This window comes from Erwinia sp. TECH1 (assembly GCF_054057575.1).
The window spans coordinates 3503348-3528307 of sequence record NZ_JBSRZK010000001.1 but is presented as its reverse complement, the minus strand read 5'-3'; the positions used below and the strand labels follow the sequence as shown (position 1 = coordinate 3528307).

20 protein-coding genes and 1 pseudogene are annotated in these 24960 nt (G+C 58.4%); 10 read left to right on the top strand and 11 right to left on the bottom strand.

Going from position 1 to position 24960, the window contains the following annotated elements; genetic code table 11:
* Positions 1-368: 368 nt before the first annotated feature.
* Entirely contained in the window at positions 369-1331 is a 963-nt protein-coding gene (locus tag ACVWZ0_RS16535; protein WP_253459362.1) for a GlxA family transcriptional regulator, read from the bottom strand.
* A gap of 57 nt (positions 1332-1388) precedes the next feature.
* A complete protein-coding gene (locus ACVWZ0_RS16530; RefSeq protein ID WP_253459364.1) occupies positions 1389-2165 on the bottom strand; it encodes an MBL fold metallo-hydrolase in 777 nt (258 codons plus the stop codon).
* Positions 2166-2594: 429 nt separating this feature from the next.
* On the opposite strand from ACVWZ0_RS16530, the gene ACVWZ0_RS16525 reads away from it, so the two are divergent.
* The 3 genes from ACVWZ0_RS16525 to ACVWZ0_RS16515 all read left to right on the top strand — a co-directional run bounded on the left by ACVWZ0_RS16525 (position 2595) and on the right by ACVWZ0_RS16515 (position 4587).
* Complete coding sequence (locus ACVWZ0_RS16525; protein WP_253459366.1) at positions 2595-2951, top strand: MarR family winged helix-turn-helix transcriptional regulator; 357 nt, start codon at positions 2595-2597, stop codon at positions 2949-2951.
* Positions 2952-2975: 24 nt separating this feature from the next.
* On the top strand, positions 2976-3710 hold the full coding sequence (locus tag ACVWZ0_RS16520; RefSeq protein ID WP_253459368.1) for an NAD(P)-binding domain-containing protein: 735 nt from the start codon (positions 2976-2978) through the stop codon (positions 3708-3710).
* Positions 3711-3822: 112 nt separating this feature from the next.
* Positions 3823-4587, top strand: a complete 765-nt coding sequence (locus ACVWZ0_RS16515) for an NADPH-dependent F420 reductase (RefSeq protein WP_253459370.1) — start codon at positions 3823-3825, stop codon at positions 4585-4587.
* A gap of 130 nt (positions 4588-4717) precedes the next feature.
* Here the strand turns inward: ACVWZ0_RS16515 and mgtE are convergent, their stop codons facing one another.
* Together mgtE and ACVWZ0_RS16505 are read right to left on the bottom strand one after the other, a co-directional pair.
* Entirely contained in the window at positions 4718-6157 is a 1440-nt protein-coding gene (gene mgtE, locus ACVWZ0_RS16510) for a magnesium transporter (protein WP_125289544.1), read from the bottom strand.
* A 101-nt stretch (positions 6158-6258) separates the two neighbouring features.
* Entirely contained in the window at positions 6259-6435 is a 177-nt protein-coding gene (locus ACVWZ0_RS16505; protein WP_125289545.1) for a YfgG family protein, read from the bottom strand.
* A gap of 287 nt (positions 6436-6722) precedes the next feature.
* Here ACVWZ0_RS16505 and ACVWZ0_RS16500 point away from each other — a divergent pair, with 287 nt between their 5' ends.
* Complete coding sequence (locus tag ACVWZ0_RS16500) at positions 6723-8969, top strand: sensor domain-containing phosphodiesterase (protein WP_253459372.1); 2247 nt, start codon at positions 6723-6725, stop codon at positions 8967-8969.
* Positions 8970-8972: 3 nt separating this feature from the next.
* Here ACVWZ0_RS16500 and tehB read toward each other — a convergent pair whose 3' ends face one another.
* From tehB to ppk1, 3 genes are read right to left on the bottom strand one after another with little or no spacing between them, the layout of a single operon-like run.
* Positions 8973-9569 (bottom strand): tellurite resistance methyltransferase TehB, encoded by a 597-nt coding sequence (gene tehB, locus ACVWZ0_RS16495; RefSeq protein ID WP_253459374.1) that lies wholly within the window; start codon positions 9567-9569, stop codon positions 8973-8975.
* On the bottom strand, positions 9566-11095 hold the full coding sequence (ppx, locus tag ACVWZ0_RS16490) for an exopolyphosphatase (protein WP_253459376.1): 1530 nt from the start codon (positions 11093-11095) through the stop codon (positions 9566-9568). The genes tehB and ppx overlap by 4 nt, the downstream gene beginning before the upstream one ends.
* Positions 11096-11100: 5 nt before the next feature.
* On the bottom strand, positions 11101-13161 hold the full coding sequence (gene ppk1 / locus ACVWZ0_RS16485) for a polyphosphate kinase 1 (RefSeq protein ID WP_253459378.1): 2061 nt from the start codon (positions 13159-13161) through the stop codon (positions 11101-11103).
* A gap of 157 nt (positions 13162-13318) precedes the next feature.
* Between ppk1 and ACVWZ0_RS16480 the strand changes: the two genes are divergently transcribed.
* The 3 genes and pseudogenes from ACVWZ0_RS16480 (at position 13319) to pstB (ending at position 17859) form a co-directional block, all read left to right on the top strand.
* Positions 13319-15442 carry an ABC transporter permease subunit gene (locus ACVWZ0_RS16480; protein ID WP_253459380.1) on the top strand — a complete coding sequence of 708 codons (2124 nt, stop codon included), beginning with the start codon at positions 13319-13321 and terminating at the stop codon, positions 15440-15442.
* A pseudogene (gene pstA / locus ACVWZ0_RS16475) lies at positions 15439-17077 on the top strand (phosphate ABC transporter permease PstA). The gene ACVWZ0_RS16480 and the pseudogene pstA overlap by 4 nt, the downstream one beginning before the upstream one ends.
* Positions 17078-17091: 14 nt before the next feature.
* Entirely contained in the window at positions 17092-17859 is a 768-nt protein-coding gene (pstB, locus tag ACVWZ0_RS16470; RefSeq protein WP_253459385.1) for a phosphate ABC transporter ATP-binding protein PstB, read from the top strand.
* 28 nt (positions 17860-17887) lie between these two features.
* On the opposite strand, the gene purN is transcribed toward pstB, so the two are convergent.
* Positions 17888-18526, bottom strand: coding sequence for a phosphoribosylglycinamide formyltransferase (gene purN, locus ACVWZ0_RS16465; RefSeq protein ID WP_253459388.1), 639 nt, complete (start codon positions 18524-18526; stop codon positions 17888-17890).
* Entirely contained in the window at positions 18523-19563 is a 1041-nt protein-coding gene (gene purM / locus ACVWZ0_RS16460) for a phosphoribosylformylglycinamidine cyclo-ligase (protein ID WP_253459391.1), read from the bottom strand. The genes purN and purM overlap by 4 nt, the downstream gene beginning before the upstream one ends.
* A 241-nt stretch (positions 19564-19804) precedes the next feature.
* On the opposite strand from purM, the gene upp reads away from it, so the two are divergent.
* The 3 genes from upp (at position 19805) to hda (ending at position 22679) form a co-directional block, all read left to right on the top strand.
* Positions 19805-20431: a uracil phosphoribosyltransferase gene (upp, locus tag ACVWZ0_RS16455; RefSeq protein ID WP_125289554.1), complete on the top strand. Its 627-nt coding sequence runs from the start codon at positions 19805-19807 to the stop codon at positions 20429-20431.
* A 177-nt stretch (positions 20432-20608) separates the two neighbouring features.
* Positions 20609-21886: a uracil permease gene (gene uraA / locus ACVWZ0_RS16450; protein WP_253459394.1), complete on the top strand. Its 1278-nt coding sequence runs from the start codon at positions 20609-20611 to the stop codon at positions 21884-21886.
* A gap of 85 nt (positions 21887-21971) precedes the next feature.
* Positions 21972-22679: a DnaA inactivator Hda gene (gene hda / locus ACVWZ0_RS16445; RefSeq protein ID WP_125289556.1), complete on the top strand. Its 708-nt coding sequence runs from the start codon at positions 21972-21974 to the stop codon at positions 22677-22679.
* Here hda and arsC read toward each other — a convergent pair.
* Both arsC and bepA read right to left on the bottom strand, forming a co-directional pair.
* Positions 22676-23029, bottom strand: a complete 354-nt coding sequence (arsC, locus tag ACVWZ0_RS16440; protein ID WP_253461249.1) for an arsenate reductase (glutaredoxin) — start codon at positions 23027-23029, stop codon at positions 22676-22678. The genes hda and arsC overlap by 4 nt on opposite strands.
* Before the next feature lie 7 nt (positions 23030-23036).
* Positions 23037-24491, bottom strand: a complete 1455-nt coding sequence (gene bepA / locus ACVWZ0_RS16435) for a beta-barrel assembly-enhancing protease (RefSeq protein WP_253459397.1) — start codon at positions 24489-24491, stop codon at positions 23037-23039.
* Between the last annotated feature and the right edge of the window lie 469 nt (positions 24492-24960).

The window sequence follows — 24960 nt, the reverse complement described above, 5'->3', positions numbered from 1 at the left end:
AAGGGGGTTTACGCGCAGGCGTTAGCGCGCGCTACGCTGATAAGGGTGGACAGCGTCCCGATATTGCCGGGTGGTGTGATCCATAAAGCACCTGTTGGTTAGTGGATGCGGATGAGTAAAGCAACGGTTATACGTGTTGATTCCTGACGTTACCGTTTAATTAACGAACAAACAAGGCATGGATAAGTTGCAGGCCATATCGTTGACCCAATTTGGACTTTATTATCTTGTCCTGCCGGGCGGGAGTAGCGCCATACTGCTAACGCCATCGGCTACCCGCTGGCGTAGCGGAAAGTCGCCGTTATCGCTGCCATAACCAGAGCTTTGCAGGCGCGCGCAACAGCTTCTCATCAGCGGCATCCTGCTCTCTACAGCAGCGCGTCCGGCCCTCTGAAGGCCCGACGCCATTCGCTGGGGCTGACGGCAAACCGGTGTTTAAAATTCTGTCGGAACGATACCGGCGACTGAAATCCCGACATGGCTGCCACCACCTCAATACTGTGATCCGTCGACTCCAGCAGCACCTGGCTGCGCTGAAGCCGCTCGCTGATCAGCCAGTCGCTCAGCGTCAGGCCGGTAGCGGCAAAAAAGTGGCGGGTCAGGGTGCGGCGGCTCATATTGCAAAAGGCCGCCAGCGAATCGATAGTGTGCGGTCTTTCGAGGTTTCTGCGCAGATAGCCGATCAGTTCGTTAATCGCATTATCGCGAGTGGTTTCCGGGACGGGACGCTCGATATACTGCGCCTGTCCGCCTTCCCGATAGGGCGGCATCACCATGCGCCTGGCGACCTTGTTGGCTAACACGCTGCCATAATGATCGCGCACGATACTCAGGCAGCAGTCGATGCCGGCAGCCGTCCCGGCGGAAGTGGTCAGGCGTTCATCAGTGATATAAAGCGCGTTGGTATCAAGATGCACCTGCGGGAAGCGTTCCGTGAAGTCTTTTTCATATTCCCAGTGCGTAGCCGCGCGTCGGTTTTCCAGCAGTCCTGCATAGGCCAGCACGTAGGTGCCCAGACATAATCCCACCACCTCTGCGCCGCGCCGCCAGGCTGCTTTTAGCGCGCTGAGCAGCGCCGGAGAGGGTTTCTCTTCCGGACGATCCCAGAAAGGCACCACGATAATATCGGCCTTTTCCAGCAGCGCCAGCCCGTGTTTTACGTTAATAAACAGGCCAATATCGGACAGAACGTTGCCGGGCGTTTCCGCACAGATTTGCAGATCGAAGCGATCCGGCTCGGGCAGCGCCTTGCCGAAAACGATACAGGGGACGGAAAAGTGAAAGGTGCTGACTCCGGCAGTGGCAATCACGGCAACAACAGGAACGGTCACGTTTTTTCTCCTGACTGGGCTGGGAACCCGCCGAACTGAGCAGGTTCCCCAAAAGCATCAGAATACCAGCGTTTCGCCATCTTCAGGCGCGCACACGCTCTGTTGCATACCTTTTTGCTGAGCAAACTCACGGATTTCCGCGCGGGTCAGCACGCAGTGATTAACGGCTTCCAGATGCGAAGCCACGATCGTCGCCTCCGGCAGCATTTGGTGAGTACGCAGGATATCTTTGGTGCCCATAATAATGGCGCCATAACCGTCGACCTGAGCAAAACCGGCATTAAGCACCACGACGTCCGGCCGGTGGCTTTGCAGGCTTTCCTCATAGGGTTTCACCCAGATAGTATCGCCGGCGATATACAGCACTTTTTCATCGGCGTGGCGGAACACCAGGCCGCAGGCATCACCCAGCATGGCAGCCATTTCCGGGTTTGCATAGGCTTCATCGCTGCCGTGCTGCCCGCCCGTTTTAATGATAGTAATGCCTTCATAGCTGTTTTCCGTCGTCAACACGCGAACGTTGGTAAAGCCCTGGCTGCGGATCAGCGTGGCATCAGCATCGTGCTGGGTAAAAATAAGCTTGTCGTCAGGAATAAGCTGCTGCGCCGCATCGTCCCAGTGGTCGGGATGGGTATGGGTCACGATCACCGCATCGACGTTCAGCAGGGTATCCACGGCAACCGGCAGCGCCACCAGCGGGTTACGCAGATGCGGACGTGCCGTTCCGGGAAAGCCCGGCCAGGCTTCTTTGTCCGCCAGCATAGGATCGATAAGAAATTTTTTCCCCGCATATTCAAGAATAAGCGTGGCGTTACGGATTTGCGTCAGTTTCATCGTTTCTTCCTTCTGTAGTCTTTTTCCGCGTAGCGAAAGGCTTTTAAGCAGGTACGGAAGCAGTATAGGGAGGATAAACAGCGAGGCGTGAGTAGCCCGATGGTCAATAAGCGATGAGATTGGGCCAACCTGAAAGTGAGGGTGTGCCGGGGCGTTTCGATCAGGATCGCAGCTGAATCAGCCTGCCTTTCCAGCGCACTATGCCTTTACTATCAAGCAAATACCGCGACAACTATGGCCGTTCTGAAGCAACAGCGCACAAATTACCTGGCGATCCTTTTGCAAGCGACAGGAAAATCTGCCAGGATTATCTAGTGCACTAGATAATCAACCAACAGATATTACGAGATGACCATTAACAAACAACGCCGGGAAATAGGCACCGAGCTTTCCTTTGCCCTTTACGGGGCGGCAAACAGGATGAACCGGATGCATAAACCTTTCCTCGATCCGCTGGGGCTGACCTTCCCGCAGTATCTGGTGATGCTGGAATTGTTTAACGGAACGCCCCGATCGGTAGGGGATTTGGGCGGCAGGCTGGGGATGGATACGGGCACCATTACGCCGCTCCTGAAGCGGTTGGAAGCGGCGGGGAAAGTATCCCGCCGACGCGATCCAAAAGACGAACGTCGGGTGCTGGTCACGCTGACAGAGAGCGGAGAGGCGCTGCGTGACACCCTGTGGGCCGTGACCGATCAAATCAGGTCGGCCTGCAAACTGACGGAAGCAGGGCTGGTTCAGCTACGCGACACGCTCAATGACTTTGCCCATCCGGCAGCCGAATAACCCCTCAGCAATCAGGAGACATTTATGAATATCGGCATTATTGGCGCGGGAAATATCGGCGCCACACTGGCAGCCAAACTCTCTGCCTGCGGCCATAGCGTCAGGCTGGCAAATTCACGGGGGCCGGAAACCATCGCCGAGGTCGCCCGCAAGGCTGGCGCAACGGCGGTGACGCGGGAAGAGGCCGTCAAAGGCGCCGACGCCGTTATCCTGTCAACGCCCTTTACCGCTCACCAGGGTCTGGCTGAACTGTTGAAAATCGTGCCGGCCAGCGTACCGGTTATCGATACCTCTAACTACTATCCGTTTCGGGATGATGCTATTCCCGCTCTCGCGCAAGGTAAGCCGGAAAGCGTTTGGGCCAGCGAGCATGCAGGCAGACCGCTTATCAAAGCCTGGAATGCCGTGCTGGCGGCTACCCTGGCTGACAAGGGGATGCCTGTGGGCGTAACCGAACGGATTGCCATTCCGGTCGCTGGCGATGATGAAACAGCCAAACGCATCGCGATGGCGCTGGTCAGCGATACCGGGTTTGATGCCGTGGATGCCGGTAGCCTCGCGGAGTCCTGGCGTCAGCAGCCCGGTACGCCAGCCTACTGTACAGAACTTAGCGCAGCGGCGCTGAAGAAGGCGCTGCTGGCGGCAGATAAAGAACGTGCCCCCGTAAACCGCGAGGCGCTGCTGAAAGAGTTTATGTCTGCCAGCGAACCGCTGACCCACGAGCATATCGTTGCCCGCAACCGGGCAGTGACGGCATAACGCCGTTTGCACAATGACAATAATCACGGCGTTCGGGCTGTAGATATCGCCAAAGACACGCCGTATTGGAGAACGCTGCCCCGAGCGGCAGCCAATAAGACAGGAGAGAACCATGAACCCTTCATCCCCTTTGAAAATCGGTATTCTCGGTACAGGTCATATAGGCAAAACCCTGGTCCGTAAGCTGGCCGCCGCCGGGCACCAGGTGAAGGTCGCCAACTCGCGCGGGCCGGAAACCATCGAGGCAGAAACGCTTGCCACGGGCGCCCAGGCGGTAAGAACAGAAGAGGCCGTTAACGATATTGACGTCCTGATCCTTTCTATTCCGCTCGTCCGCATTCCGGACGTGGCGCCGCTTATTCGCGCGCTGCCTTCCGGCGTTGTGGTGGCGGATACCTCCAATTATTATCCGCACCGGGATCTGAAAATCGACGCTATCGAAAATGGCCAGCCAGAAAGCCTGTGGGTGTCAGAGCAGATCGGTCGACCCGTGATCAAAGCCTGGAACGCCATCGGCTCGGGATCTTTTGCCGAAAAGGGCATGCCGCAAGGCGCGGCGGATCGCATTGCGATACCGGTTGCCGGCGATGATGAGGCGAGTCGGCAGCTGATTATGCGTCTGGTGAATGATACCGGCTTCGATGCTTTTGACGCCGGCAGCCTGGCGGATTCCTGGCGTCAGCAGCCTGGCTCGCCGGTTTACTGCACGGATTTGCACTATGATGAGATCCCGGCGGCGTTGGCCGAGGCCGATATCTCTCGTATGCCGAAAAGAAGAGATCTTGCCGTTGCTGTTTTCCAGGAGCGGGCTGGCGACTCGGTTACCAATCCGAACGCGGATTTTGGCGTCCAGGTATCGCGGATAATCTTCAGGTAAGCGAACTACAAATCTTAAAGTCCTGGCAGCGTGGCGTCTGTTCAGAGGATGTCGGGCGAGGATAAAAGAGTGGCCGTGGGGCGCGGGTACAAAGTGAACAGGCTTTGCGCGCGCGCCCCGGACGATACCGTTATTTATGCAGTAAAAAAATCGTCGCCAGACCCAGGAAAATGAAAAAGCCGCCGGTATCGGTCAGCGCGGTGATCAGTACGCTGGAGCCGACTGCCGGATCGCGTTTTAGTTTGGTCATAATCAGCGGAATAAGGACGCCCATCAGCGCCGCCAGCAGCAGATTCAGCACCATCGCCAGCATCATGACGCCGCCCAGCGCCGGATTGCCGTACATCGCCCAGGTGACGCCGCCCATAATACCGCCCCAGCAAAGGCCGTTAATCAACGCCACGCCCAGTTCGCGCGCGATCAAAAACGAAAAGTTGCCCGGTTCGACCTGATGCAGCGCCAGCGCGCGCACGATCATGGTAATGGTCTGATTGCCGGTATTGCCGCCGATCCCGGCTACAATCGGCATCAGCGTCGCCAGCGCCACCAGCTGGGAAATCGTATCCTCAAACAGGCCGATCACGCGTGAGGCGACAAAGGCTGTACAGAGGTTAACCGCCAGCCATGTCCAGCGAGTGCGTACCGCTTTCCTGACCGGGGCAAAAACGTCCTCGTCAGGGTTTACGCCGCCCATCTTACGAATATTGCTGTCGTTCGCCTCGTTAACCAGGTCGATAACGTCTTCGATGGTGACGCGCCCCATCAGCTTGCCTTTGGCATCGATAACGGCGGCAGAGATCAGATCGTAACGCTCAAACGCGCCCGCCGCGTCTTCAGCCTTGTCATCCAGCCGAAAGGTCACCGGCCTGTCGTTCATCACCTCGAAAACCCGCTTGCCGGGCTTGTTCAGCAGAATATCCATCAGCGTCAGCTCGCCCAGCAGCATATTGTTTTCGTCGGTAATAAAAAGCTTATCGGTGCCTTCCGGCATCACTTTCTTCCGTCGCAGATAGCGCTGTACGGTTGCAAGCTTGATGTCGGCCGGTACGGTAACCAGCTTAAAATCCATGATGCGCCCGACGCGGTCGCGGTCGAAATCCATCACTTCCAGCACGCGTGAACGCTGCGCCGGATCGAGCGAGGTCAGCAGCCGGCCCGTTAAATCACGCGATAAATACTTGGCGAGATAAACCTGTTCATCAATATCCAGCGGTTCGATCGCCTGGAGCAGATCGCGATCGCTCATCTCCTCGATCAGGCTTTCCCAGACGTTTTCAGACGCTTCGACCAGCACTTCGCCGCGTCGGTTGGTACCGACCAGCTGCCAGAGCGCCTGGCGTTCCTCTTCCGGCAGCGCTTCCAGCAGGTCGGCGATATCCGCCGCGTGCAGCAGCGGCAGATAGTCTCTCAGCTCCTGCACCTGCTCCTGATGCGCTGCAGCTTCGGCTTCGCTTTGTTTCAGCGGTTTGCGGAGCAGCGTATCCACGAGGTCGTTGTCGTTGAGCAGAAGATTAAGTATACGGTTACGGATTTCAGCAAGCTGCTGAGCATGTGACTGAGCTACAGACATAAAAATTCCCTTGTGTCTGGCAAAAGCGGACAAAGAAGTAAGTATTGCTTAATTTGGGCGGATGAACGGAATAAGTTGCACTTTTTCAGGCTGCCAGGCTGCTATTTAGCGCCGGGGGCAGAGACCGTCGTTTCCTGCTGTTTTTGTTTGTGGTGTTCGATAGCCCCGGGCAGCACATAAAGCAGGCGTGCTGCCAGGATAATAAAGCTGACCAGCAAAACGATCCGGGTCATACGGCTTGTTTTACGCTGTTTTCTGAATGGCATGGCGCGGTTCACGCAAGTTTCCTGAAGTTAGCCCGTAGGCAATTGCACAATTTAGACACAGCGCGGCTGCCAGGTCAATGCCGATCGCCCGAAGGAGAGGGCTTTGTTCAGACGCGCGGCGCGGCGGGTTTACCTCTCAGCTTCCCTGACGGCAGCGAGATTCTGGCAGAGAAAAGCACTGAAAATGATGAAGATCAATTTTAGCCGGAGGAATATGCATAGTATTGCGGATACGCCAGCGCCGGTCTGCTCCGGCCTATCCTGTTCGGGCGTGATCGCCCTGTTATCCAGCGAGTATCATGATCATCACGGCCCGCCTTAACCGCTTCCGTCAAAGCCCCTGGGGGCTAGCCCTTATTCTGCCGGCTATTCTGATGCCGCTCACCACGCAGCTTTCGGTGCGCCTTTGGATGCTGGATGGCTACGTTTATCTGATCTATCTGCCGCTGGCTATGATCATAGCGATGCTGCTGGTGTATGACTGGAAGGCTTTTCCGGGGATAGCAACAGGGCTGAGCCTCTACTATTTTAACCGCTACGCGCCCGGGCCTGCGGCGGCGATCGCCGCTACCTGGCTGTTGGTGCTGTTAAGCGGCTGGAGCGGCTACCGGCTTCAGGTGAAACGGCGCTGGGGCGTCAGCTATGGCGAGCTGCGCCTGATGCCCAACAGGCTGTTCTGGCTGGCTTTTTTTATCCCCTCGCTGTTTGTTTTTATGATGCAGGGGCTGGCGACGGCAGGCCTTGTGCCGCTAAAAGGCTCGATTTTCCCCTGGGAACCGTTTTCGCTGCATACGTTGCTGAATTTTCAGTCCGTGCTGCTGGCTTGCGTCACTATGGTGCCGGTCTGCTATCTGGTTGTCCGCAGCCTGCGCAGCCCGGGCTATCTGCGGCTGACGATCTTTCGCCTTCGCCAGCAGTTTTCACCCGAGGTCAGCAAAACGGAAGGCGTGGTATGGACGCTGCTGTTGGCGTTTCTGTTGACCATGCTGCTACAGGTCGCGCCTGGCCGGCAGAATCTGTTGGCCACCGAATACGGTTTGCCCCTGATGCTGCCTTTAATGCTCTGGGCAGCGATGCGTTTCGGCTATCTTTTTACCGGCCTGCTCTGGGCGCTGCTGCTGATGGTGCTTTATCAGCTGCGCGATCGTTTTCTTCATCCGGATACCGGGCCTTATCAGCTGGCGGTTATTTCAGCCAACCTGCTGGTGTTCAGCCTTAGCCTGCTGCTGATGGCGGCTATCACCACGCGCCAGCGCCGCACGCTGGCCAGAACCAAAGCGGCGGCGTTAAACGATCCCGTCATGAATCTGCCTAATCTGCGCGCGCTAAGCCTGGCGCTGGCAAACAGCCCCGGCTCCACGCTCTGCTTTCTGACTATCCCCGATCTGGATCGCCTGAGCCGTATCTATGGACTGCGCCTGCGTATTCATTATAAAAGCAGCCTGGCCGCCCATTTGAAGCCTGAACTTCAGCCGGAGGAAGACGTTTATCAGCTCCCCGGCTTCGATTTAGTGATGCGGCTGGAAGGGAGCGGGCAGCTGGCGCGGATTGAAAAGATCACGGCCCGGCTGAAAGATTACTGCCTGAGCTGGGACGGCCTGCCGGTGCATCCCGGTATCGGCGTCAGCTATTGCAGCGTCCTGCCGCCGGTCAATCATCTTTATGAGCTGCTCGGCGAGCTGAGCGGCATGGCGGAGCTCTCGCTGACCAGCGGCATAACGGAGAACCTGCAGCAGAAAATGACGCAGCCGGTGCAGTACCGCATCAGCAAAAAAATCGCGCTGCTGAATACCATCCAGCAGGCGCTAAAATCCAACGGTTTCCAGCTGATTGCGCAGAGAATTTGCGGCGTGCGCGGCGACGACTATCACGCGGTCTGGCTTGCTTTGGAAAACGACCATCGCGAACCGGTACCGGCAACAGAGTTTTATGCGGTCATCAACGAGTTCGGCTTAACCTGGGAGCTGGACTGCTGGCGGTTGCGCCAGATCCTCTCTTTTATCAACCAGCATCGGACAAGGCTGCCCGGGATCCGCATTGCGACGGAGCTTTTCACCCTTAGCCTGTGCAGGCCGGGGCTGGCGAAAGAGATACAGGCGATGTTACAGGATTACTGCGTTGAGCCGTGGCAGCTGATCTTTTACGTGGAAGAGTCGCCGATGCTGACGCCGCACGGCGGTGGCTATCGGGCCATCGACCAGCTGCGCTATCTGGGTTGCCGCGTCGCTATCAGCAACTTTGGCCACGGCTACGGCAGCTACGCGCTGTTAAAGCAGATCGAAGCGGATATGCTGCGGCTTAACGGCGAGTTTGTCCGCAATATGTTTAATAACAGCCTGGATTATCAAATCATTGAATCAACCTGCATTATGGCCCGGCTGAAAAAGATGCAGATTGTGGCGGCGGATGTGGAAACGCAGGAGGCAGACACTCTGCTGCGCAAGCTGGGCGTGGATTACCTTCAGGGCGCGCTGTACGGCGAAGCAAAGCCGCTGTATTCGCTGGTGGAGAAGGACGAGGCGCCTCCGCAGAGGCTGCCCGACTAGCCGCTACTCTTTCACCCGTTCTTTTTGCGCCAGCAGCGTGGCGAAACGCAGCGAGATGCGGTTGCCGTGCTCGTCCGTGCGGTGCAGCTGGCCGACATGCTCGTTATATTTCACGATCCGCCATTTGCGATAGTACTCGCTCAGCTCGCCGGATTTAAACGTGAAGGGGAACAGCGAACACGGATAGTCCTCCGTGTCCATTGCCGAGACAATCAGGTTATAGCCGCCCCGTACCGTGCTGGCCTGCATATCGGCAATCAGCTGCGGGATGGCTTCCGGCTGTAAAAACATCATCACCACGGTAGAGAGCACCAGCTCGTAAGCGCCGTTAAACCTCACGTCATTAAGATCTTTAACCGCCGTGTGAATGCCGCTCAGCTGCTCTTCCGCAATAATTTGCTCAAGCCGCGCCGGATTGCGATCCCAGGCGGTTACCTCAAATCCCTTCAGATGGAGATAAAGCGAATTCCGCCCGCTGCCGCAGCCCAGATCGAGCGCCCGACCGCCGGGCGCTATCTGACTAACGGCCGCCACCACTTCAGAGTGCGGGGCGGTAAGCTGATACTTTTCGGTGTAGTAATGGTCGGGCTTCTGGTTCATTCATCGGACTCTTTGATCGTCAGCTGCCAGCCGGTCACCTCTTTCCAGTAGCTCTGTTCGCGTTCCAGATCGAGCTGAACCAGATTGTTCTGGCTAAAGTAATCGCGGGGGAAGGTCAGCGTCCAGTGGCCGTCGTCCGTCTCCAGCAGCAGCGAATCGGGCGTCGAAGTCGCCTGGCGCTGATTGTTCAGCAGCGTGCCCAGCCGCAGCAGAAACACCAGCGGCAGAAACTGCTTTTTCTTGTACAGCGTCAGGCGCGGCAGCTCGTCCACCTTCACCGCTTTGCGATGCCAGCGTACCAGCGTCGCCAGCAGCGTTTGCTGATCCTGATTAAAGCCCGGCATATTGGTGTTTTGCAGGATATAGGACGAATGGCGATGCAGGCCGCTATGGTTGATGGTCAGCCCCACCTCATGCAGCATCGCCGCCCATTTCAGCAGCGCGGCCAGCTGCGGATTCGCCTGCTTAGGATTTTGATCCCGCCACTGGACGTAGAGCTGTTCGGTGGTGTCCAGCACGCGCCGCGCCTGGTCGCTGTCGATAGCGTAATGGTTCGCCATGCTCTGCGCGGTACGGCTGCGAATATCCTGATGGCGGAAGCGGCCCTCCATCTCATAAAGCACGCCTTCGCGCAGCGCGCCGTCGGAAAGCCGAAGCTCGCGGATAGCCAGCGCGTCAAAGACGCCGCAGAGAATCGCCAGGCCCGGCACAAACACCACCTTACGCTCGTCGGAAAGGCCCGGCAGGCTCAGGCTGTCGAAAGACTTATGCTTAATCACCTCGTCATAAAGACTCTCCAGCCGCTCTGGCGTAATCAGCTTGTCTTTCTCGCCCATCGCCTGGAGCACTTCCACCGTGGCTTTGATGGTGCCGGACGCGCCCAGCGCGTACTGCCAGCCGTGCAGGCGATACTGCCAGGAGAGCGTTTCCAGCTTTTGCGTGGCGGCCAGCCGCGCGCGGCGGAAATTCTCTTTGCTGATGGCGCCGCCGGGGAAATAGAGATTGGCGAAGCTGACGCAGCCCATGCGGCGGCTTTCCACCAGTTTGGGTTCGAAATCTTCACCGATCACCAGTTCGGTCGAGCCGCCGCCGATATCGATCACCAGCTTGCGGCCTTTTTCAGGCTGGGTGTGCTCCACGCCCATAAAAATCAGGCGCGCCTCTTCCTGCCCGGAAATAACTTCAATCGGGTAGGGGATGACGTCCGCCGCGCGCCGTAAAAAGTCTTCCGCATTCACCGCCTGGCGCAGCGTGTGGGTGCCGACGATGGTAACGTTGGCCGCGCTGAAGCCCTGCAAACGCTCGGCGAACAGCGCCAGACAGCTCAGGCCGCGTTCAATCGCCTCTTCGGCCAGCACGTTGTTGTGATCCAGACCGTCGGCCAGATGCACCCGCTGTTTCAACCTGCCGAGCACCTGCATGGCGCCGTCCACCACGCGGGCAATCACCATATGAAAACTGTTTGAGCCCAAGTCGATGGCGGCGAATTCCTGGGGTTTGGGCGTACTTTTCTGGGATATTGGCATAGTGGTTAGTCAGGTTGTTCCAGAGATTTAATGTAATCGTAAATAGCCAGCTGCGCGCGCACCTTACGGCGGTTGCCGCGCGGAACGTAACGGTTGCTAAGCTCTTTGTCTACGAAGCGCGCCTTAAGCGTATCACTGAAGAGGATGCCAATAATATCCAGCACCCGCTGTTTCAGAATAGGGTCAAGGATGCAGCAGGCCACTTCAATACGGTAATCGATATTGCGTGTCATCCAGTCGGCGGAGGAGAGGAACACTTTTTTGTCGCCGCCGTTATCGAAAATATAGACGCGATCGTGCTCCAGATAGCGATCGACAATGCTGATCACGCGGATATTATCGCTGATGCCTTCCAGATTGGGGATCAGCGAGCACATGCCGCGCACCAGCAGGTTAACCTTCACGCCGACGCTGGAGGCGGTGTAAAGCCGATCCACCAGGCCTTTATCGACCAGATTGTTGATCTTCAGCGTGATGCCGGCCTGAATGCCTTTCTGCGCGTTGGCTATTTCGTTATCAATCAGCTGATAGAGCATCTGACGCGAGTTCTGCGGCGACACCATCAGGTGCTCGAAACTCACCGGGCGATAGGGGTTTTCGATAAAGTTAAAGACGCGTCTGACCTCGTTGGTGATGCGGGCATCTGCGGTCAGTAAGGAGTAGTCGGTGTAAATCCGCGCCGTTTTTTCGTTGAAATTGCCGGTGCCGATATGGGCGTAGCGGACGATCTCGCCGTTTTCACGACGGGAAATTAAAAACAGCTTGGCGTGAATTTTCAGGCCCGGCGCGGAGAAAATCACGTGCACGCCCGCTTCCGTCAGGCGTTTCGCCCAGTGAATATTCGCCTCTTCGTCGAAACGCGCCTGTAGCTCCACCACCACGGTGACTTTTTTACCGTTATAGGCCGCGTGGATCATCGCATCGATAATGCGTGAATTCTTCGCCACGCGGTAAATGTTGATCTTTATCGCCAGCACGGCAGGGTCGAAAGAAGCCTGGCGCAGCAGCTCCAGCACGTGCTCAAAGGTGTGATAAGGATAGTAAAGCAGCACGTCGCGATTGCGGATGGCGTCAAAGCCGTTGCGGAAGCGGTCAAACCAGATGTGGCGCAGCTGCGGCAGCGGTTTGTTGACCAGATTGGCCTTGCCGACGTTCGGGAAGCCGATAAAGTCTTTAAAGTTATGGTAGCGGCCGCCGGGCACGATGGAGTCATAGTTGCTGATGTTCAGCTTCTTGCTGAGCATCTCCACCATCGCGTCGGGCATATCGCGCTGATAGACAAAGCGCACCGGCTCGGCGGTCAGGCGCTGCTTCAGGCTGGAAGACATCAGCTCCAGCAGGCTGGACTCCATTTCGGTGACCAGGTCATATTCCGCATCGCGGGTCATCTTCATCGAATAGGCGTTCAGCGCATCGTAATCAAAAAAGCCGCGGAAGATATCGCCCAGACAGTAGCGCAGAATGTTATCCAGCAGGATCATCGGTTTGCGGCGGCGCGGTGTTTCCGGCGGCAGGTTGACAAAGCGCGGCACCTTATCAGACGGGATCTCCAGCAGCGCATAGTCAATCTTTTCGCCGCGAATAATCTCTACCGCCAGATAGGTGTAGTCGTCTTTCAGAAACTCAATCAGATCGGTGTCGGGATAAACCAGGATCGGCGTAATGTGCTGCCGCAGCTCGTGTTTAAAATAGTGCCGCAGCCAGCTTTGCTGATTGGGAGAGAGCTGACGTTCGTTGATCAGAAAAATTTGGTTGCGCGCCATTTCCAGCAGCAGATCGTTATACAACCCGTCAAATTCCTGATCGGCTTTCAGCACGCGCGCCTGGATTTTTTTCAGCAGATGGCGCGGCGTGTCGGGCGAACCCTGTTCTTCCCCAATCAAAATGCGGCGTTTCAGATCGGCGAAGCGGACTTTATAAAACTCTTCCAGATTATTGGAGTAGATGCCCAAAAACCGCATCCGTTCAATCAGGGGATTGGATTTGTCCGCCGCTTCCTGTAAAACGCGCTCATTAAAGGATAACCAGCTTAGTTCTTTCTCTATATAAAGCTTTTCCTGACCCATTTTTACTCCGTTCCACAGATCCTGTAAAAAACCAGGCATTGTCTCGGGGCATTATGACGAGAGTATGACAGCCCTGTCTATGGCGAATCCCGATTGTCTTATTAGCCACATACGGGCAACATAAGGCGCTTAAGCGCATTTTATAGCGAAGACTGGCATGAACCCAATTCCCATTCCTGCACATTATAACGATCGGCGGCGGCAGTTTATCGATCGGCTGACCCGACGCGTGGTGATGGCCTGCGGACTGGCGATTTTGCTGGTGATGCTGCTGCTGTTCGTCTGGCTGATCTGGGTGGTGGTGCCGCTTTTTTCGTCGCCGACGCTCAGCAGCGTTAGCCGCATTGCGCTGGATCAGGACCAGCCGGCCGTAGCAATGGGCATGGACGCGCAGCAGCAGTGGGGATGGCGTATTGACGCGCAGGGCAGGGCGGAATTCCTTTCGCTGATGAATCAGTCGAAAGTGCCTGCGCTATGGCTGGCGCAGGGCCGCGTCGCCGTTGCGACGGATAACGACAGCGTCCTGCTGAAAAGCGCCGCCGGCCTGACGCTGGTGCAGCCCGACTTCAGCGAAGCGGAGCCGCGCTGGAAGTTTCCGCTGGGCGACCAGCCGCTGGGCGGCAATCCCGACGCGAAGGTTATTGCGCTGGCGCAGACGGCGGAAAACCGCTGGCTGGTGGCCGAGGCCAGCGCCACGCAGATCACGCTTTACCGCTTTCAGCCGCTACAGGCGCCGGCAAGCTTCAGCGTCAGCGTGCCGGACGTCAGCCAGCTGATGATTTCGCCCGATGGACGGCTGCTGTACGGCCTTGCCAAAAACAGCCTGCGCGTCTGGCGCATCACCGACGGCGGTCTGACGCTGCGCGAATCCCACACCTTACTGCAACAGCCGGAACGGCTGGCCCAGCTCAGCGGGGGCAGCACGCTGCTGATGGCTGACCACGACAGCATCACACAGTGGTTTGATATCGCCAGCGCGACCGGCCCGCATCTGAACGCTATCCGTGCTTTCTATCACGCCAGCAACCAGCCTCTGCTGTTAAGCGAGGCGCATCGCCGCGTGTTCGCTACCTTAAACCCGGCGGGCGAATTTAAGCTGTTCGCCAGCAAGCAGGAAGGCGTGGTGCTGCGCAGCCAGCTCGATCCCGGTGTGCTGAACGCGGCCTTTGCTCCGCGCGGCGACGGGCTGCTGGTGGAGCGACAAGGCAGCTGGCAGCATTATCACCTTAGCAACCCCTGGCCGGATATCAGCTGGCGCAATCTGTGGCAAAAAGTCTGGTATGAGCACTATCCGCAGGCGGACTACGTCTGGCAGTCCACGTCGGCCAACGACGATTACCAGGGCAAGTTCAGCCTGGTGCCAATGGTGGTCGGCACGCTGAAGGCGGCGGGACTGGCGATGCTGTTCGCCACGCCGCTGGCGCTGGCCGCCGCTATGTATACGGCCTGGTTTATGGCGCCCGCGCTGCGTCGCTGGGTAAAACCGGCGATAGAAATGATGGGCGCGCTGCCCAGCGTGGTGATCGGGCTGATTGCCGGGCTGTGGCTGGCGCCGCAGCTGGCGGATCGCCTGGCGGGCGTGCTGCTGTGGCCGCTGGCGCTGGCCGCCGTGCTGCTGCTGTGCAGCCACGTTTCACAACGGCTGCCGGAAAAATGGCGCAGGCGGCTGTGCGACGAAGGGCGTGAAATCTGGATTTTACTGCCGGTGCTGCTGCTGGTGACGCTGGGCTGCCTCTGGCTGCTGCCGATGCTGGAACATCGCGTGCTGGGCGTCAGCCTGGCCGACAGCCTGTGCGGCGGCTATCAGCAGCGTAACCTGCTGATCGCCAGCGTGGCGATGGGCTTTGCGCTGGTGCCGCTGATCTTCACCCTGGCCGAGGACGCCATTTTCAGCGTGCCGCCGTCGCTGGGGCAGGGATCGCTGGCGCTGGGCGCGACGCAGTGGCAAACCTTAACGCGCGTCGTGCTGCCGGGCGCGTCCGCCGGTATTTTTGCGGCGCTGATGATCGGCTTTGGCCGGGCGATAGGAGAAACCATGATCGTGCTGATGGCAACGGGCAACACGCCGGTGACGGAAGGCGGATTGTTACAGGGCGTACGCACGCTCTCCGCTAACGTGGCGATAGAAATGCCGGAAGCCGCTGCAGGCAGCGGCCATTATCGGGTGCTGTTTCTGAGCGCGCTGGTGCTGCTGGTCTTTACGCTGGTGGTCAACACCCTGGCGGAGCTGGTGCGTCAGCGGTTGCGTCAGCGCTTCAGCCAGCAGGAAATGCAGGGATGAGCGCCGTTAGCCGCAATCATCGCTGGCGATGGCTGACCGGCGGCGCGGTGGCGCTGAGCCTGTTGGCGTTTCTGTTGCTGATCGCGCTGCTCGGCTGGTCGGCCATGCGCTACTTCTGGCCGCAGCCGGTGACGCTGTTTACGGTGGATCATGCGCCGCAGACGCTGGGTGAAATCGCCAGCTCTCAGGGCGTCCCGCGCGAGCGTCTCGAGGCCAGCGGCGCGCCGCTGCCGGATAGTCTGCCGGAACACGTGACGCGTTACCTGATTAAAACCGGCAACCGCGACTTCAGCGACAGTGATTTTCACAGCCTGCTCAGCAGCGATATTATCGCGACGGAGCGGCCAGGCAACGTTATCGCCCTGCAACGTCGCGTCGGCGGTATGGCCTACGGCTGGTTTGACGGCCTGCGCGAAAACGGAAGGCCGCTGGTGGCTGCCGATATGATGCGCGTGCTACAGCAGCGGATTAAAGAGACGCGGCAGCGCCAGCGGCAGGCAGAAAAAATTCGCCATGTGGCGCTGGCGCGGCTGAACAGCGAAATGGAGCAGCTGGATCGTAAACGGCAGCGCCTGGAGCAGGAGCAGCGCTATACGCCGCAGGCGCAGAGCATCTGGCAGGCGGACAGCGCCGAGCTTCAGCGGCAGTTTCGCCAGCAGGCGCAGGCGCTGACCGGACTGAGCCAGGAGAACGAAGGCACCGTGCTGGTGCTGCGCGACGTCACGGGATCGCAGCATCTTATTCCGCTGACGCAGATCCTGGCGGCCTGGTATCCCAACGCCATGAGCTACGGCGAAAAGTGGCGCCATTTTGGCTCGCAGCTGTGGCATTTTGTCAGCGGCGCTTCCGGCGGCAGCCTGGGCGAAGATGGCGTATTTCCCGGCTATTTTCGGCACGATTTTAATGGTGCTGCTGATGTCCGTGGTGGTGATGCCGCTTGGCGTGGTGGCGGCGATCTGGCTGCATGAGTATGCCGGCAACGGTTTTCTTACGCGTCTTGTACGCATCGCGGTAGTCAATCTGGCTGGCGTGCCCTCCATCGTTTACGGCGTGTTCGGCCTGGGCTTTTTTGTCTGGCTGGTCGGCGGCAGCCTGGATCGGCTTTTCTTCGCGCACGCGTTGCCCGATCCCACTTTCGGCACGCCGGGCCTGCTCTGGGCGTCGCTGACGCTGGCGCTGCTGACGCTGCCGGTGGTGATTGTCGCCACGGAAGAGGGGCTGTCGCGCATTCCGCAGACGCTGCGGCAGGGATCGCTGGCGCTGGGCGCAACCCAGGCGGAAACGCTGTGGCATGTGGTTTTGCCGCTGTCGATCCCGGCGATGCTGACCGGGCTGATCCTGGCGGTGGCGCGAGCGGCAGGCGAAACCGCGCCGCTGATGCTGGTTGGCGTGGTGAAAATGGTGCCGGAGCTGCCGGTGAATGCGGTTTTCCCCTATCTGCATCTTGACCGCAAATTTATGCATCTTGGCTTCCAAATCTACGATCTGGCGTTTCAGAATCCCCACGCGCAGGCGGACAGGCCGCTGGTTTTCGCCACGGCGCTGCTGCTGGTGCTGATTATTCTGGCGCTGAACCTGCTGGCGATGGCGCTGCGCCACCGGCTGCGCGAACGCTACCGCGCGCTGATTAATTAATGGAGAAGAGCGTAATGCCAAACGAGCAGGACACCGCGCTGAAGGTGGAGAACCTTTCGCTGTGGTATGGCGAGAAACAGGCGCTGAAGGCAATCGATCTACGCGTGCCCAAAAACCGCATTACCGCGCTGATTGGCCCGTCGGGCTGCGGTAAATCGACGCTGCTGCGCTGCTTTAACCGCATGAACGATCTGATTGACGGCTGTCGGGTTACGGGCGATATCCGCCTGCAGCAGCAGTCGATTCTGGGCGGTAATGAGGATCTCGCGGCGCTGCGCAGAAGAGTCGGCATGGTTTTTCAGCGGCCAAACCCGTTCCCCAAAACCATCTATGAAAACGTGGTGTACGGGCTGCGTCTTCAGGGCGTACGCGACAGGCGCGTGCTGGACGAGGCGGTGGAAAGCGCGCTGCGCGCGGCGGCGCTCTGGTCAGAGGTAAAAAACAACCTCTGGCAGAATGCCTTAACGCTCTCCAGCGGCCAGCAGCAGCGGCTGGTGATCGCCAGAGCCATCGCCATCGAACCGGAAATTTTGCTGCTGGACGAGCCGACCTCGGCGCTCGATCCGATCTCCACGCTGGTGATTGAAGAACTGATGAGCACGCTGAAACAGCATTTCACGCTGGTGCTGGTCACGCATAATATGCAGCAGGCCGCGCGCGTATCCGACTATACCGCGTTTATGCATCATGGCAGCGTGGTGGAGTTTGACGAAACGGACAGGATTTTTACCGCGCCGCGCCAGCGACGCACAGAGGATTATATTACGGGACGCTATGGCTGAATAAAAAAGGGAAACGCCGGTTTCCCTTTTAGCCCCAGGCGTAGCCTTCCGGCGGCAGTTGCTCGCCGTCCAGCCAGGCCGCGCCGTCCTGCATTTTCAGGCGGCCATCCGCAAACCAGCCGACCACCAGCGGATAAATAGCGTGCTCCTGATGCTGCACGCGCGCCGCGACCTCATCGATCGTATCTCCGGAAAAAACCGGTACTTTGGCCTGAAGGATCACCGGGCCACCGTCCAGCTCTTCGGTAACGAAATGCACCGAGGTGCCGTGCTCTTCGTCGCCGTTTTCAATCGCCTGGCGATGCGTGTGCAGGCCAGGATATTTCGGCAGCAGGGAAGGGTGGATATTCAGCATCCTGCCCGCGTAGCGCGCCACGAAATCCGCACTCAGAATGCGCATATAGCCTGCCAGGATCACCAGGTCGGGCGCGTAGGCGTCAATTTCCAGCATCAGCTGGCGATCGAAGGCGTCGCGATCGGCAAACTGCGCGGCCGCCAGCGCATGGGCGGGCACGCCCGCCTCGCGCGCGCGCGTCAGGCCGTAAGCGTCGGCTTTGTTGCTGAACACGGCAGCAACGCTGCCGTGGATCCGTCCCTGCCGGCAGGCGTCCAGAATGGCCTGGAGATTGCTCCCCTGGCCGGAAACCAGCACGACGAGCCGCTTCATGCGTTAATCACCACGCGCTCTTCGGCATCGGAGGCTTTAATCACGCCAATCTTCCAGGCTTTTTCGCCGGCGGCGGTCATCAGCTCTACCGCTTTATCCGCTTCGCTGGCATCCAGCGCAATCACCATGCCGACGCCGCAGTTAAAGGTGCGATACATTTCAAAGCGGCTGACGTTGCCCGCTTCCTGCATCCAGCCGAACACGGCAGGCCACTGCCAGCTTGACTCCGACAGCACCGCCTGGGTGTTGTCCGGCAGCACGCGCGGGATGTTTTCCCAGAAGCCGCCGCCGGTCAGGTGGGCGATAGCGTGGACGTCAACCTGCTCAATCAGGCTGAGAATATTTTTAACGTAAATGCGGGTTGGTTCCAGCAGATGATCCGCCAGCGGCTTGCCTTCAAGCAGGGTGGTTTCCGGGTCGGTATTGCTGAACGCCAGAATTTTGCGCACCAGCGAATAGCCGTTGGAGTGCGGGCCGCTTGAACCCAGCGCAATCAGCACGTCGCCGTCTTTGACTTTGCTGCCGTCGATAATTTCCGACTTTTCCACCACGCCAACGCAGAAGCCCGCCACGTCGTAATCTTCGCCGTGATACATGCCGGGCATTTCAGCCGTTTCGCCGCCGACCAGCGCGCAGCCGGACTGCAGGCAGCCTTCTGCGATACCGGTGATCACGCTGGCGGCCGTCTCCACATCCAGCTTGCCGGTGGCGTAGTAATCAAGGAAGAACAGCGGCTCGGCGCCCTGAACCACCAAATCGTTTACGCACATCGCAACCAGGTCGATACCGATGGCATCGTGGCGCTTCAGGTCCATGGCCAGACGCAGCTTGGTGCCGACGCCGTCAGTGCCGGAAACCAGAACCGGTTCACGGTATTTTTGCGGCAGCGCACAAAGCGCACCGAAACCGCCCAGTCCGCCCATCACTTCCGGGCGACGAGTCTTTTTCACTACGCCTTTGATACGGTCGACTAAAGCATTGCCAGCATCGATATCTACACCGGCGTCTTTATAGCTGAGAGAGGTTTTGTCGGTCACTGCGAAATCCCCACGCGGTTTGCGGTTGGTGGTTGGTAATAAAGCGCGGCAATTCTAACAGCGCAGGCAAACGTTTGCGAGCCTCATCTTCGCCACCATTGCGCCGCGCTCACTTTGCGCTAATCCTTAAGGGGATGGCAGGGATCCGGCAGAAGTCGGATTAAGTAATAGGTACTGGCTGCTAAATGGCGCTATAATCTCGCGATTTTTTTTTGCAGCCATACACTCCGGGAGTAAAACAATGAAGATCGTGGAAGTCAAACACCCGCTGGTCAAACATAAACTGGGTCTGATGCGTGAACAGGACGTCAGCACCAAACGTTTTCGTGAACTCGCCTCGGAGGTGGGAAGTCTGCTGACTTATGAAGCCACATCGGATTTAGAAACGGAAAAGGTCACTATCGAAGGCTGGAACGGCCCGGTGGAAATCGACCAGATCAAAGGCAAAAAAATTACCGTTGTGCCTATCCTGCGTGCCGGCCTGGGCATGATGGAAGGCGTGCTGGAGCACGTGCCCAGCGCGCGCATCAGCGTCGTGGGCGTGTATCGCGACGAAGAGACGCTGGAGCCGGTGCCTTATTTTCAAAAGCTGGTTTCCAATATCGAAGAGCGCATGGCGCTGGTGGTTGACCCTATGCTGGCGACCGGCGGCTCGATGATCGCCACTATCGACCTGCTGAAGAAAGCGGGCTGCAGCAGTATTAAAGTGCTGGTGCTGGTTGCCGCGCCGGAAGGCATCGCGGCGCTGGAAAAAGCGCATCCGGACGTGGAGCTGTATACCGCCTCCGTCGATCAGGGACTGAACGAAAAAGGATATATCATTCCGGGCCTTGGCGACGCGGGCGACAAGATCTTCGGTACGAAATGATAAAGCCGCAGGCCTTTTTATCCGCCCGTCCGGGGCCGGACAGCGTCCGGCATCGCCGCGCGTTGCCCAACGGCCGTGCCGGGCATCGGCCTGCAACCCGCGTTTTATCATGACTGCCAGCGATCAAGCCGACCAGAGAGTCGGTTTTTTATTGTGAAAAATAAGGGGTAACTCACCATGACGCGTCGCGCTATCGGCGTAAGCGAGCGGCCACCGCTGCTGCAAACCATCCCACTCAGCTTCCAACATCTGTTCGCCATGTTTGGCGCGACGGTGCTGGTGCCTATCCTGTTTCATATCAATCCGGCCACCGTGCTGCTGTTTAACGGCATCGGCACGCTGCTGTACCTTTTTATCTGTAAAGGGAAAATCCCGGCCTATCTGGGCTCCAGCTTTGCCTTTATTTCGCCGGTGCTGCTGCTGCTGCCGCTGGGCTACGAGGTGGCGCTGGGCGGCTTTATCCTTTGCGGCGTGCTGTTCTGCCTGGTGGCGCTGATTGTGAAAAAAGCCGGAACGGGCTGGCTGGATGTGATGTTTCCACCGGCTGCGATGGGCGCTATCGTGGCGGTCATCGGGCTGGAGCTGGCCGGCGTGGCGGCGAATATGGCCGGCCTGCTGCCGGCTAACGGGGCGGCGGTCGACGGCAAAACCATTCTGATTTCCATGGTGACGCTGGCGGTGACCGTTTTCGGCTCGGTGCTGTTCCGCGGCTTTCTGGCGATTATCCCTATCCTGATCGGCGTGCTGGTCGGCTATGCGCTTTCCTGGTTTATGGGCATCGTAAACTGGTCATCGGTTGAAGCGGCACCGTGGTTTGCGCTGCCGACCTTCTACACGCCGCGCTTCGAGTGGGCGGCAATGCTGACCATTCTGCCTGCGGCGCTGGTGGTGATCGCCGAGCATGTCGGGCATCTGGTGGTTACGGCGAACATCGTTAAAAAAGACCTGCTGAAAGATCCCGGCCTGCATCGCTCGATGTTTGCCAACGGCGTCTCGACGATTTTTTCCGGCCTGTTCGGCTCTACGCCTAACACCACCTATGGCGAAAATATTGGCGTGATGGCAATTACCCGCGTTTACAGCACCTGGGTGATTGGCGGCGCGGCTATTCTTGCCATTCTGCTTTCCTGCGTTGGCAAGCTGGCCGCCGCGATCCAGGCGGTGCCGGTGCCGGTGATGGGCGGCGTGTCGCTGCTGCTGTACGGCGTGATTGGCGCTTCCGGTATCCGCGTGCTGATTGAATCCAAAGTGGATTACAACAAGGCGCAGAACCTGATCCTGACCTCGGTGATCCTGATCATCGGCGTCAGCGGCGCCACGGTGCATATTGGCGCGGCAGAGCTGAAAGGCATGGCGCTGGCGACTATCGTCGGCATCGGGCTGAGCCTGATCTTCCGGCTGATTACGCTGATCCGCCCGGAAGAGGTCATTCTGGATCCGCAGGATCGCGAGTAAAGATCTGACGGGCAGCGGCGCTGCCCGTTTCATAATCCTTAAAGAACTGTGATAAACTGCCGCCGGATTTCGACCCATTACTGAGGTGCTTCTGAACACTCCGGCACAGCTCTCACTGCCGCTCTATTTGCCCGATGATGAAACCTTCGCCAGCTTCTGGCCGGGGGATAACCCGTCGCTGATCGCCGCGCTGCAAGGGGCGTTACAGCAGGAGCACGGCAGCTATCTCTATTTCTGGTCGCGTGAAGGCGGCGGGCGCAGCCATCTGCTCCACGCGGCCTGTGCGGAACTCTCCGCGCGTGGCGAAGCCGTGGGCTACGTGCCGCTCGACAAGCGTACCTGGTTCGTGCCTGAAGTACTGGACGGTATGGAACAGCTGGCGCTGATCTGCATCGACAACATCGAGTGCATCGCCGGCGACGAACCCTGGGAAATGGCGATTTTCGATCTCTATAACCGTATTCTGGAAACGGGCCGCACCCGTCTGCTGATCACCGGCGATCGCCCGCCGCGCCAGCTGAACCTGAAGCTGCCCGATCTCGCTTCCCGTCTGGACTGGGGACAAATCTATCGTTTGCAGCCGCTGTCGGATGACGACAAGCTTCAGGCGCTCCAGCTGCGGGCGCGGCTGCGCGGTTTTGAACTGCCAGAAGATGTCGGCCGCTTTCTGCTAAAAAGGCTGGATCGGGAAATGCGCACGCTGTTTATGACGCTGGACAAGCTGGATCGCGCCTCGATCAGCGCCCAGCGCAAGCTGACCATTCCCTTCGTGAAAGAGGCGCTGGATCTTTAAAGGATAGCCAGCACCTGCTCCGGCGGCCTGCCCAGCCGCGCCTTGCCGTTAGCCACCACGATCGGGCGCTCAATCAGCTCCGGATAAGCGACCATTGCCGCCAGCAAATCCGCTTCGCTAAGCGTGGGATCGTCCAGGTTCAGCGCCTGATAGCGCGCCTCTTTGCTGCGCATCAGCTTGCGCGCAGAGCTGAAGCCCGCCTGAAGGAGCAGTCTTTCCAGCGTGGCGACAGTCGGCGGATTTTTCAGATAGAGCACGACTTCCGGTTCAATCCCTTTACTTTGCAACAGCGCCAGCGTTTCGCGGCTTTTGGAGCAGCGTGGGTTATGGTAAATCTCAACGTTCGACATCATTCGCTTACCTTTTCTGATACTGACGGAAACGCTGCTGTAAATAGCGCAGCTGATCGATACGGGCATCGTAGCGGGCCTGCTTGAGGCTGCCCAGCGGCACGGCGGCGCTGGCGTCGCTCAGGCTGCGGATCGCCTGATCCAGCTGGCCGTTCAGCGCCAGGCTTTCCGCCCGCGCCGCCTCTTCTTCATCCGTCAGCCCCTGAGCGGACGACGCCTGCGCCAGCAGATCCCAGCCGTTGGGATCGTCTTTATGCGTCCAGGTATAGCGATAAAGGATTTTGCTGGCGCTGGCGGGCTGCTTCGCCTCGACGTAAGCGTTAGCCAGGTTGAGCTGTACCACCGGGCTGGATGCTTTGGCTTTTTCCAGCAGGGCGATAGCGCGCTGCGGCTGCTTCAGGCCGATATCAATATCGGTCATCAGATCCAGATACCAGACGTTATTCGGCTGAGCGGCCAGCAGCGGCGCGATAATGCGTCGGGCGTTGTCATAGCTTTTCGCCTGCAGGAACTGAACGGCCTTGCCGTACTGCGCGGCGGTCTGCTCGCGCGTGTTGCCTTTACTCAATGTTTCCAGCAGATCGTCACCAAGCTGGTTTTTTCCCGTCGCGTACATGCCCAGCACGCGCACTTTCGCCATATAGAAATCCTGTGACGACTGCACCACGACGGGCTTCATCTGGTTGGCGCGGTTGCGGGCATCGGCCAGGCGGCTGTCGGGCAGGGGATGGGTCAGCAAAATTTCCGGCGGCTTAGAGGCGAAGCGGGACTGGTCGGACAGCTTTTGCAGAAAGTTGGGCATCGCCTGGGGATCGAACCCCGCGCGCTGCAAGACCTGAATGCCGATACGGTCAGCCTCCTGCTCGTTCTGCTGGGTAAAGCTGATCACGCCCTGCTGCGCGCCCGCCAGCGTGCCGCTTAACGCCGCCATCCCGGCCTGCGGGTTTGCCATCGCCAGCAGAATGGAGCCAAGCGCGCCCACCCAGGTCAGCGGCGCGTTACGCTGCTGCTCTTCCATCGCGCGCGCCAGGTGACGCTGGGTAACGTGAGAAATTTCGTGTGCCAGCACCGAGGCCAGCTGGCTTTCGTTTTCGGTATAGCGGAACAGGGCGGAATGCAGCACCACGTTGCCGCCGAAAAAGGCAAAGGCGTTCAGCTCGTCATTGCTGACCAGGAAAAAGTGGAACGGCGTCTTGACCGACCAGGCGTGCGCCACCAGCCGCTGGCCCAGCTGGTTGATATAGTCATTGAGCAGGGGATCGTTGATCAGCGGCGCGCTGGCCCGCAGCTGGCGAACATAGAAATCCCCCATCGCCAGTTCCTGATTAACGGAAAGCGTATTGCCTGCGGTGGTGCCGATATCCGGCAAAGTATCGCTGATGTCGGCCCTGGCAGGCTGCGCGGCTATCGTGGGCAGCAGGATCAGCGACGCCAGCGCGCACCTTTTCAGTCGGTTAATCATGCAAAATCCTATTCTGATAACGTCCTCAATTGCCCGGCAGAAGGATTAACGGTTCTGCAGGACGGCGCTCTTCAGCGGCTATCTTAACCAGAGGTGATAAGGAAGGAAACGCCGCTAAGCATGAATAAATACCGGGCCGGACGAGCATACCTTAAAGTCAGCGAAAAAAACTGAACGTAGGCCCTGCTGGCACACAGGGGCAGGAAAGCGGATTATTAAGTAAATTCAGGTAAATTTATTCAGTAAAATTGAATATGGCACGAAAATTGTTTAGGTTTACTCCTAAAAATGGCTGTAAACCGATCCTTCTCGCCGTCTCTTGCACAGGCCTTCCTTGCGTTTATCTTTATAATCCCGCTCCAGGCTTTATCAGAATTTTTTGCTTAGCCAAAGAACCATGGCTGACTCAGCAGGAATAATAAAAAGCGTTGAGGAGGAAATGCTTTTATACGCTGGCACTTTTTTCTGA

Coding starts and splice junctions, on each gene's coding strand:
- ACVWZ0_RS16530 (WP_253459364.1), bottom strand. CDS start 2,165: ATGAAACTGACGCAAATCCGTAACGCCACGCTTATTCTTGAATATGCG.
- ppk1 (WP_253459378.1), bottom strand. CDS start 13,161: ATGGGTCAGGAAAAGCTTTATATAGAGAAAGAACTAAGCTGGTTATCC.
- ACVWZ0_RS16525 (WP_253459366.1), top strand. CDS start 2,595: ATGCATAAACCTTTCCTCGATCCGCTGGGGCTGACCTTCCCGCAGTAT.
- purN (WP_253459388.1), bottom strand. CDS start 18,526: ATGAAGCGGCTCGTCGTGCTGGTTTCCGGCCAGGGGAGCAATCTCCAG.
- uraA (WP_253459394.1), top strand. CDS start 20,609: ATGACGCGTCGCGCTATCGGCGTAAGCGAGCGGCCACCGCTGCTGCAA.
- bepA (WP_253459397.1), bottom strand. CDS start 24,491: ATGATTAACCGACTGAAAAGGTGCGCGCTGGCGTCGCTGATCCTGCTG.
- arsC (WP_253461249.1), bottom strand. CDS start 23,029: ATGTCGAACGTTGAGATTTACCATAACCCACGCTGCTCCAAAAGCCGC.
- mgtE (WP_125289544.1), bottom strand. CDS start 6,157: ATGTCTGTAGCTCAGTCACATGCTCAGCAGCTTGCTGAAATCCGTAAC.
- tehB (WP_253459374.1), bottom strand. CDS start 9,569: ATGAACCAGAAGCCCGACCATTACTACACCGAAAAGTATCAGCTTACC.
- pstB (WP_253459385.1), top strand. CDS start 17,092: ATGCCAAACGAGCAGGACACCGCGCTGAAGGTGGAGAACCTTTCGCTG.
- ppx (WP_253459376.1), bottom strand. CDS start 11,095: ATGCCAATATCCCAGAAAAGTACGCCCAAACCCCAGGAATTCGCCGCC.
- ACVWZ0_RS16480 (WP_253459380.1), top strand. CDS start 13,319: ATGAACCCAATTCCCATTCCTGCACATTATAACGATCGGCGGCGGCAG.
- ACVWZ0_RS16520 (WP_253459368.1), top strand. CDS start 2,976: ATGAATATCGGCATTATTGGCGCGGGAAATATCGGCGCCACACTGGCA.
- ACVWZ0_RS16500 (WP_253459372.1), top strand. CDS start 6,723: ATGATCATCACGGCCCGCCTTAACCGCTTCCGTCAAAGCCCCTGGGGG.
- ACVWZ0_RS16515 (WP_253459370.1), top strand. CDS start 3,823: ATGAACCCTTCATCCCCTTTGAAAATCGGTATTCTCGGTACAGGTCAT.
- upp (WP_125289554.1), top strand. CDS start 19,805: ATGAAGATCGTGGAAGTCAAACACCCGCTGGTCAAACATAAACTGGGT.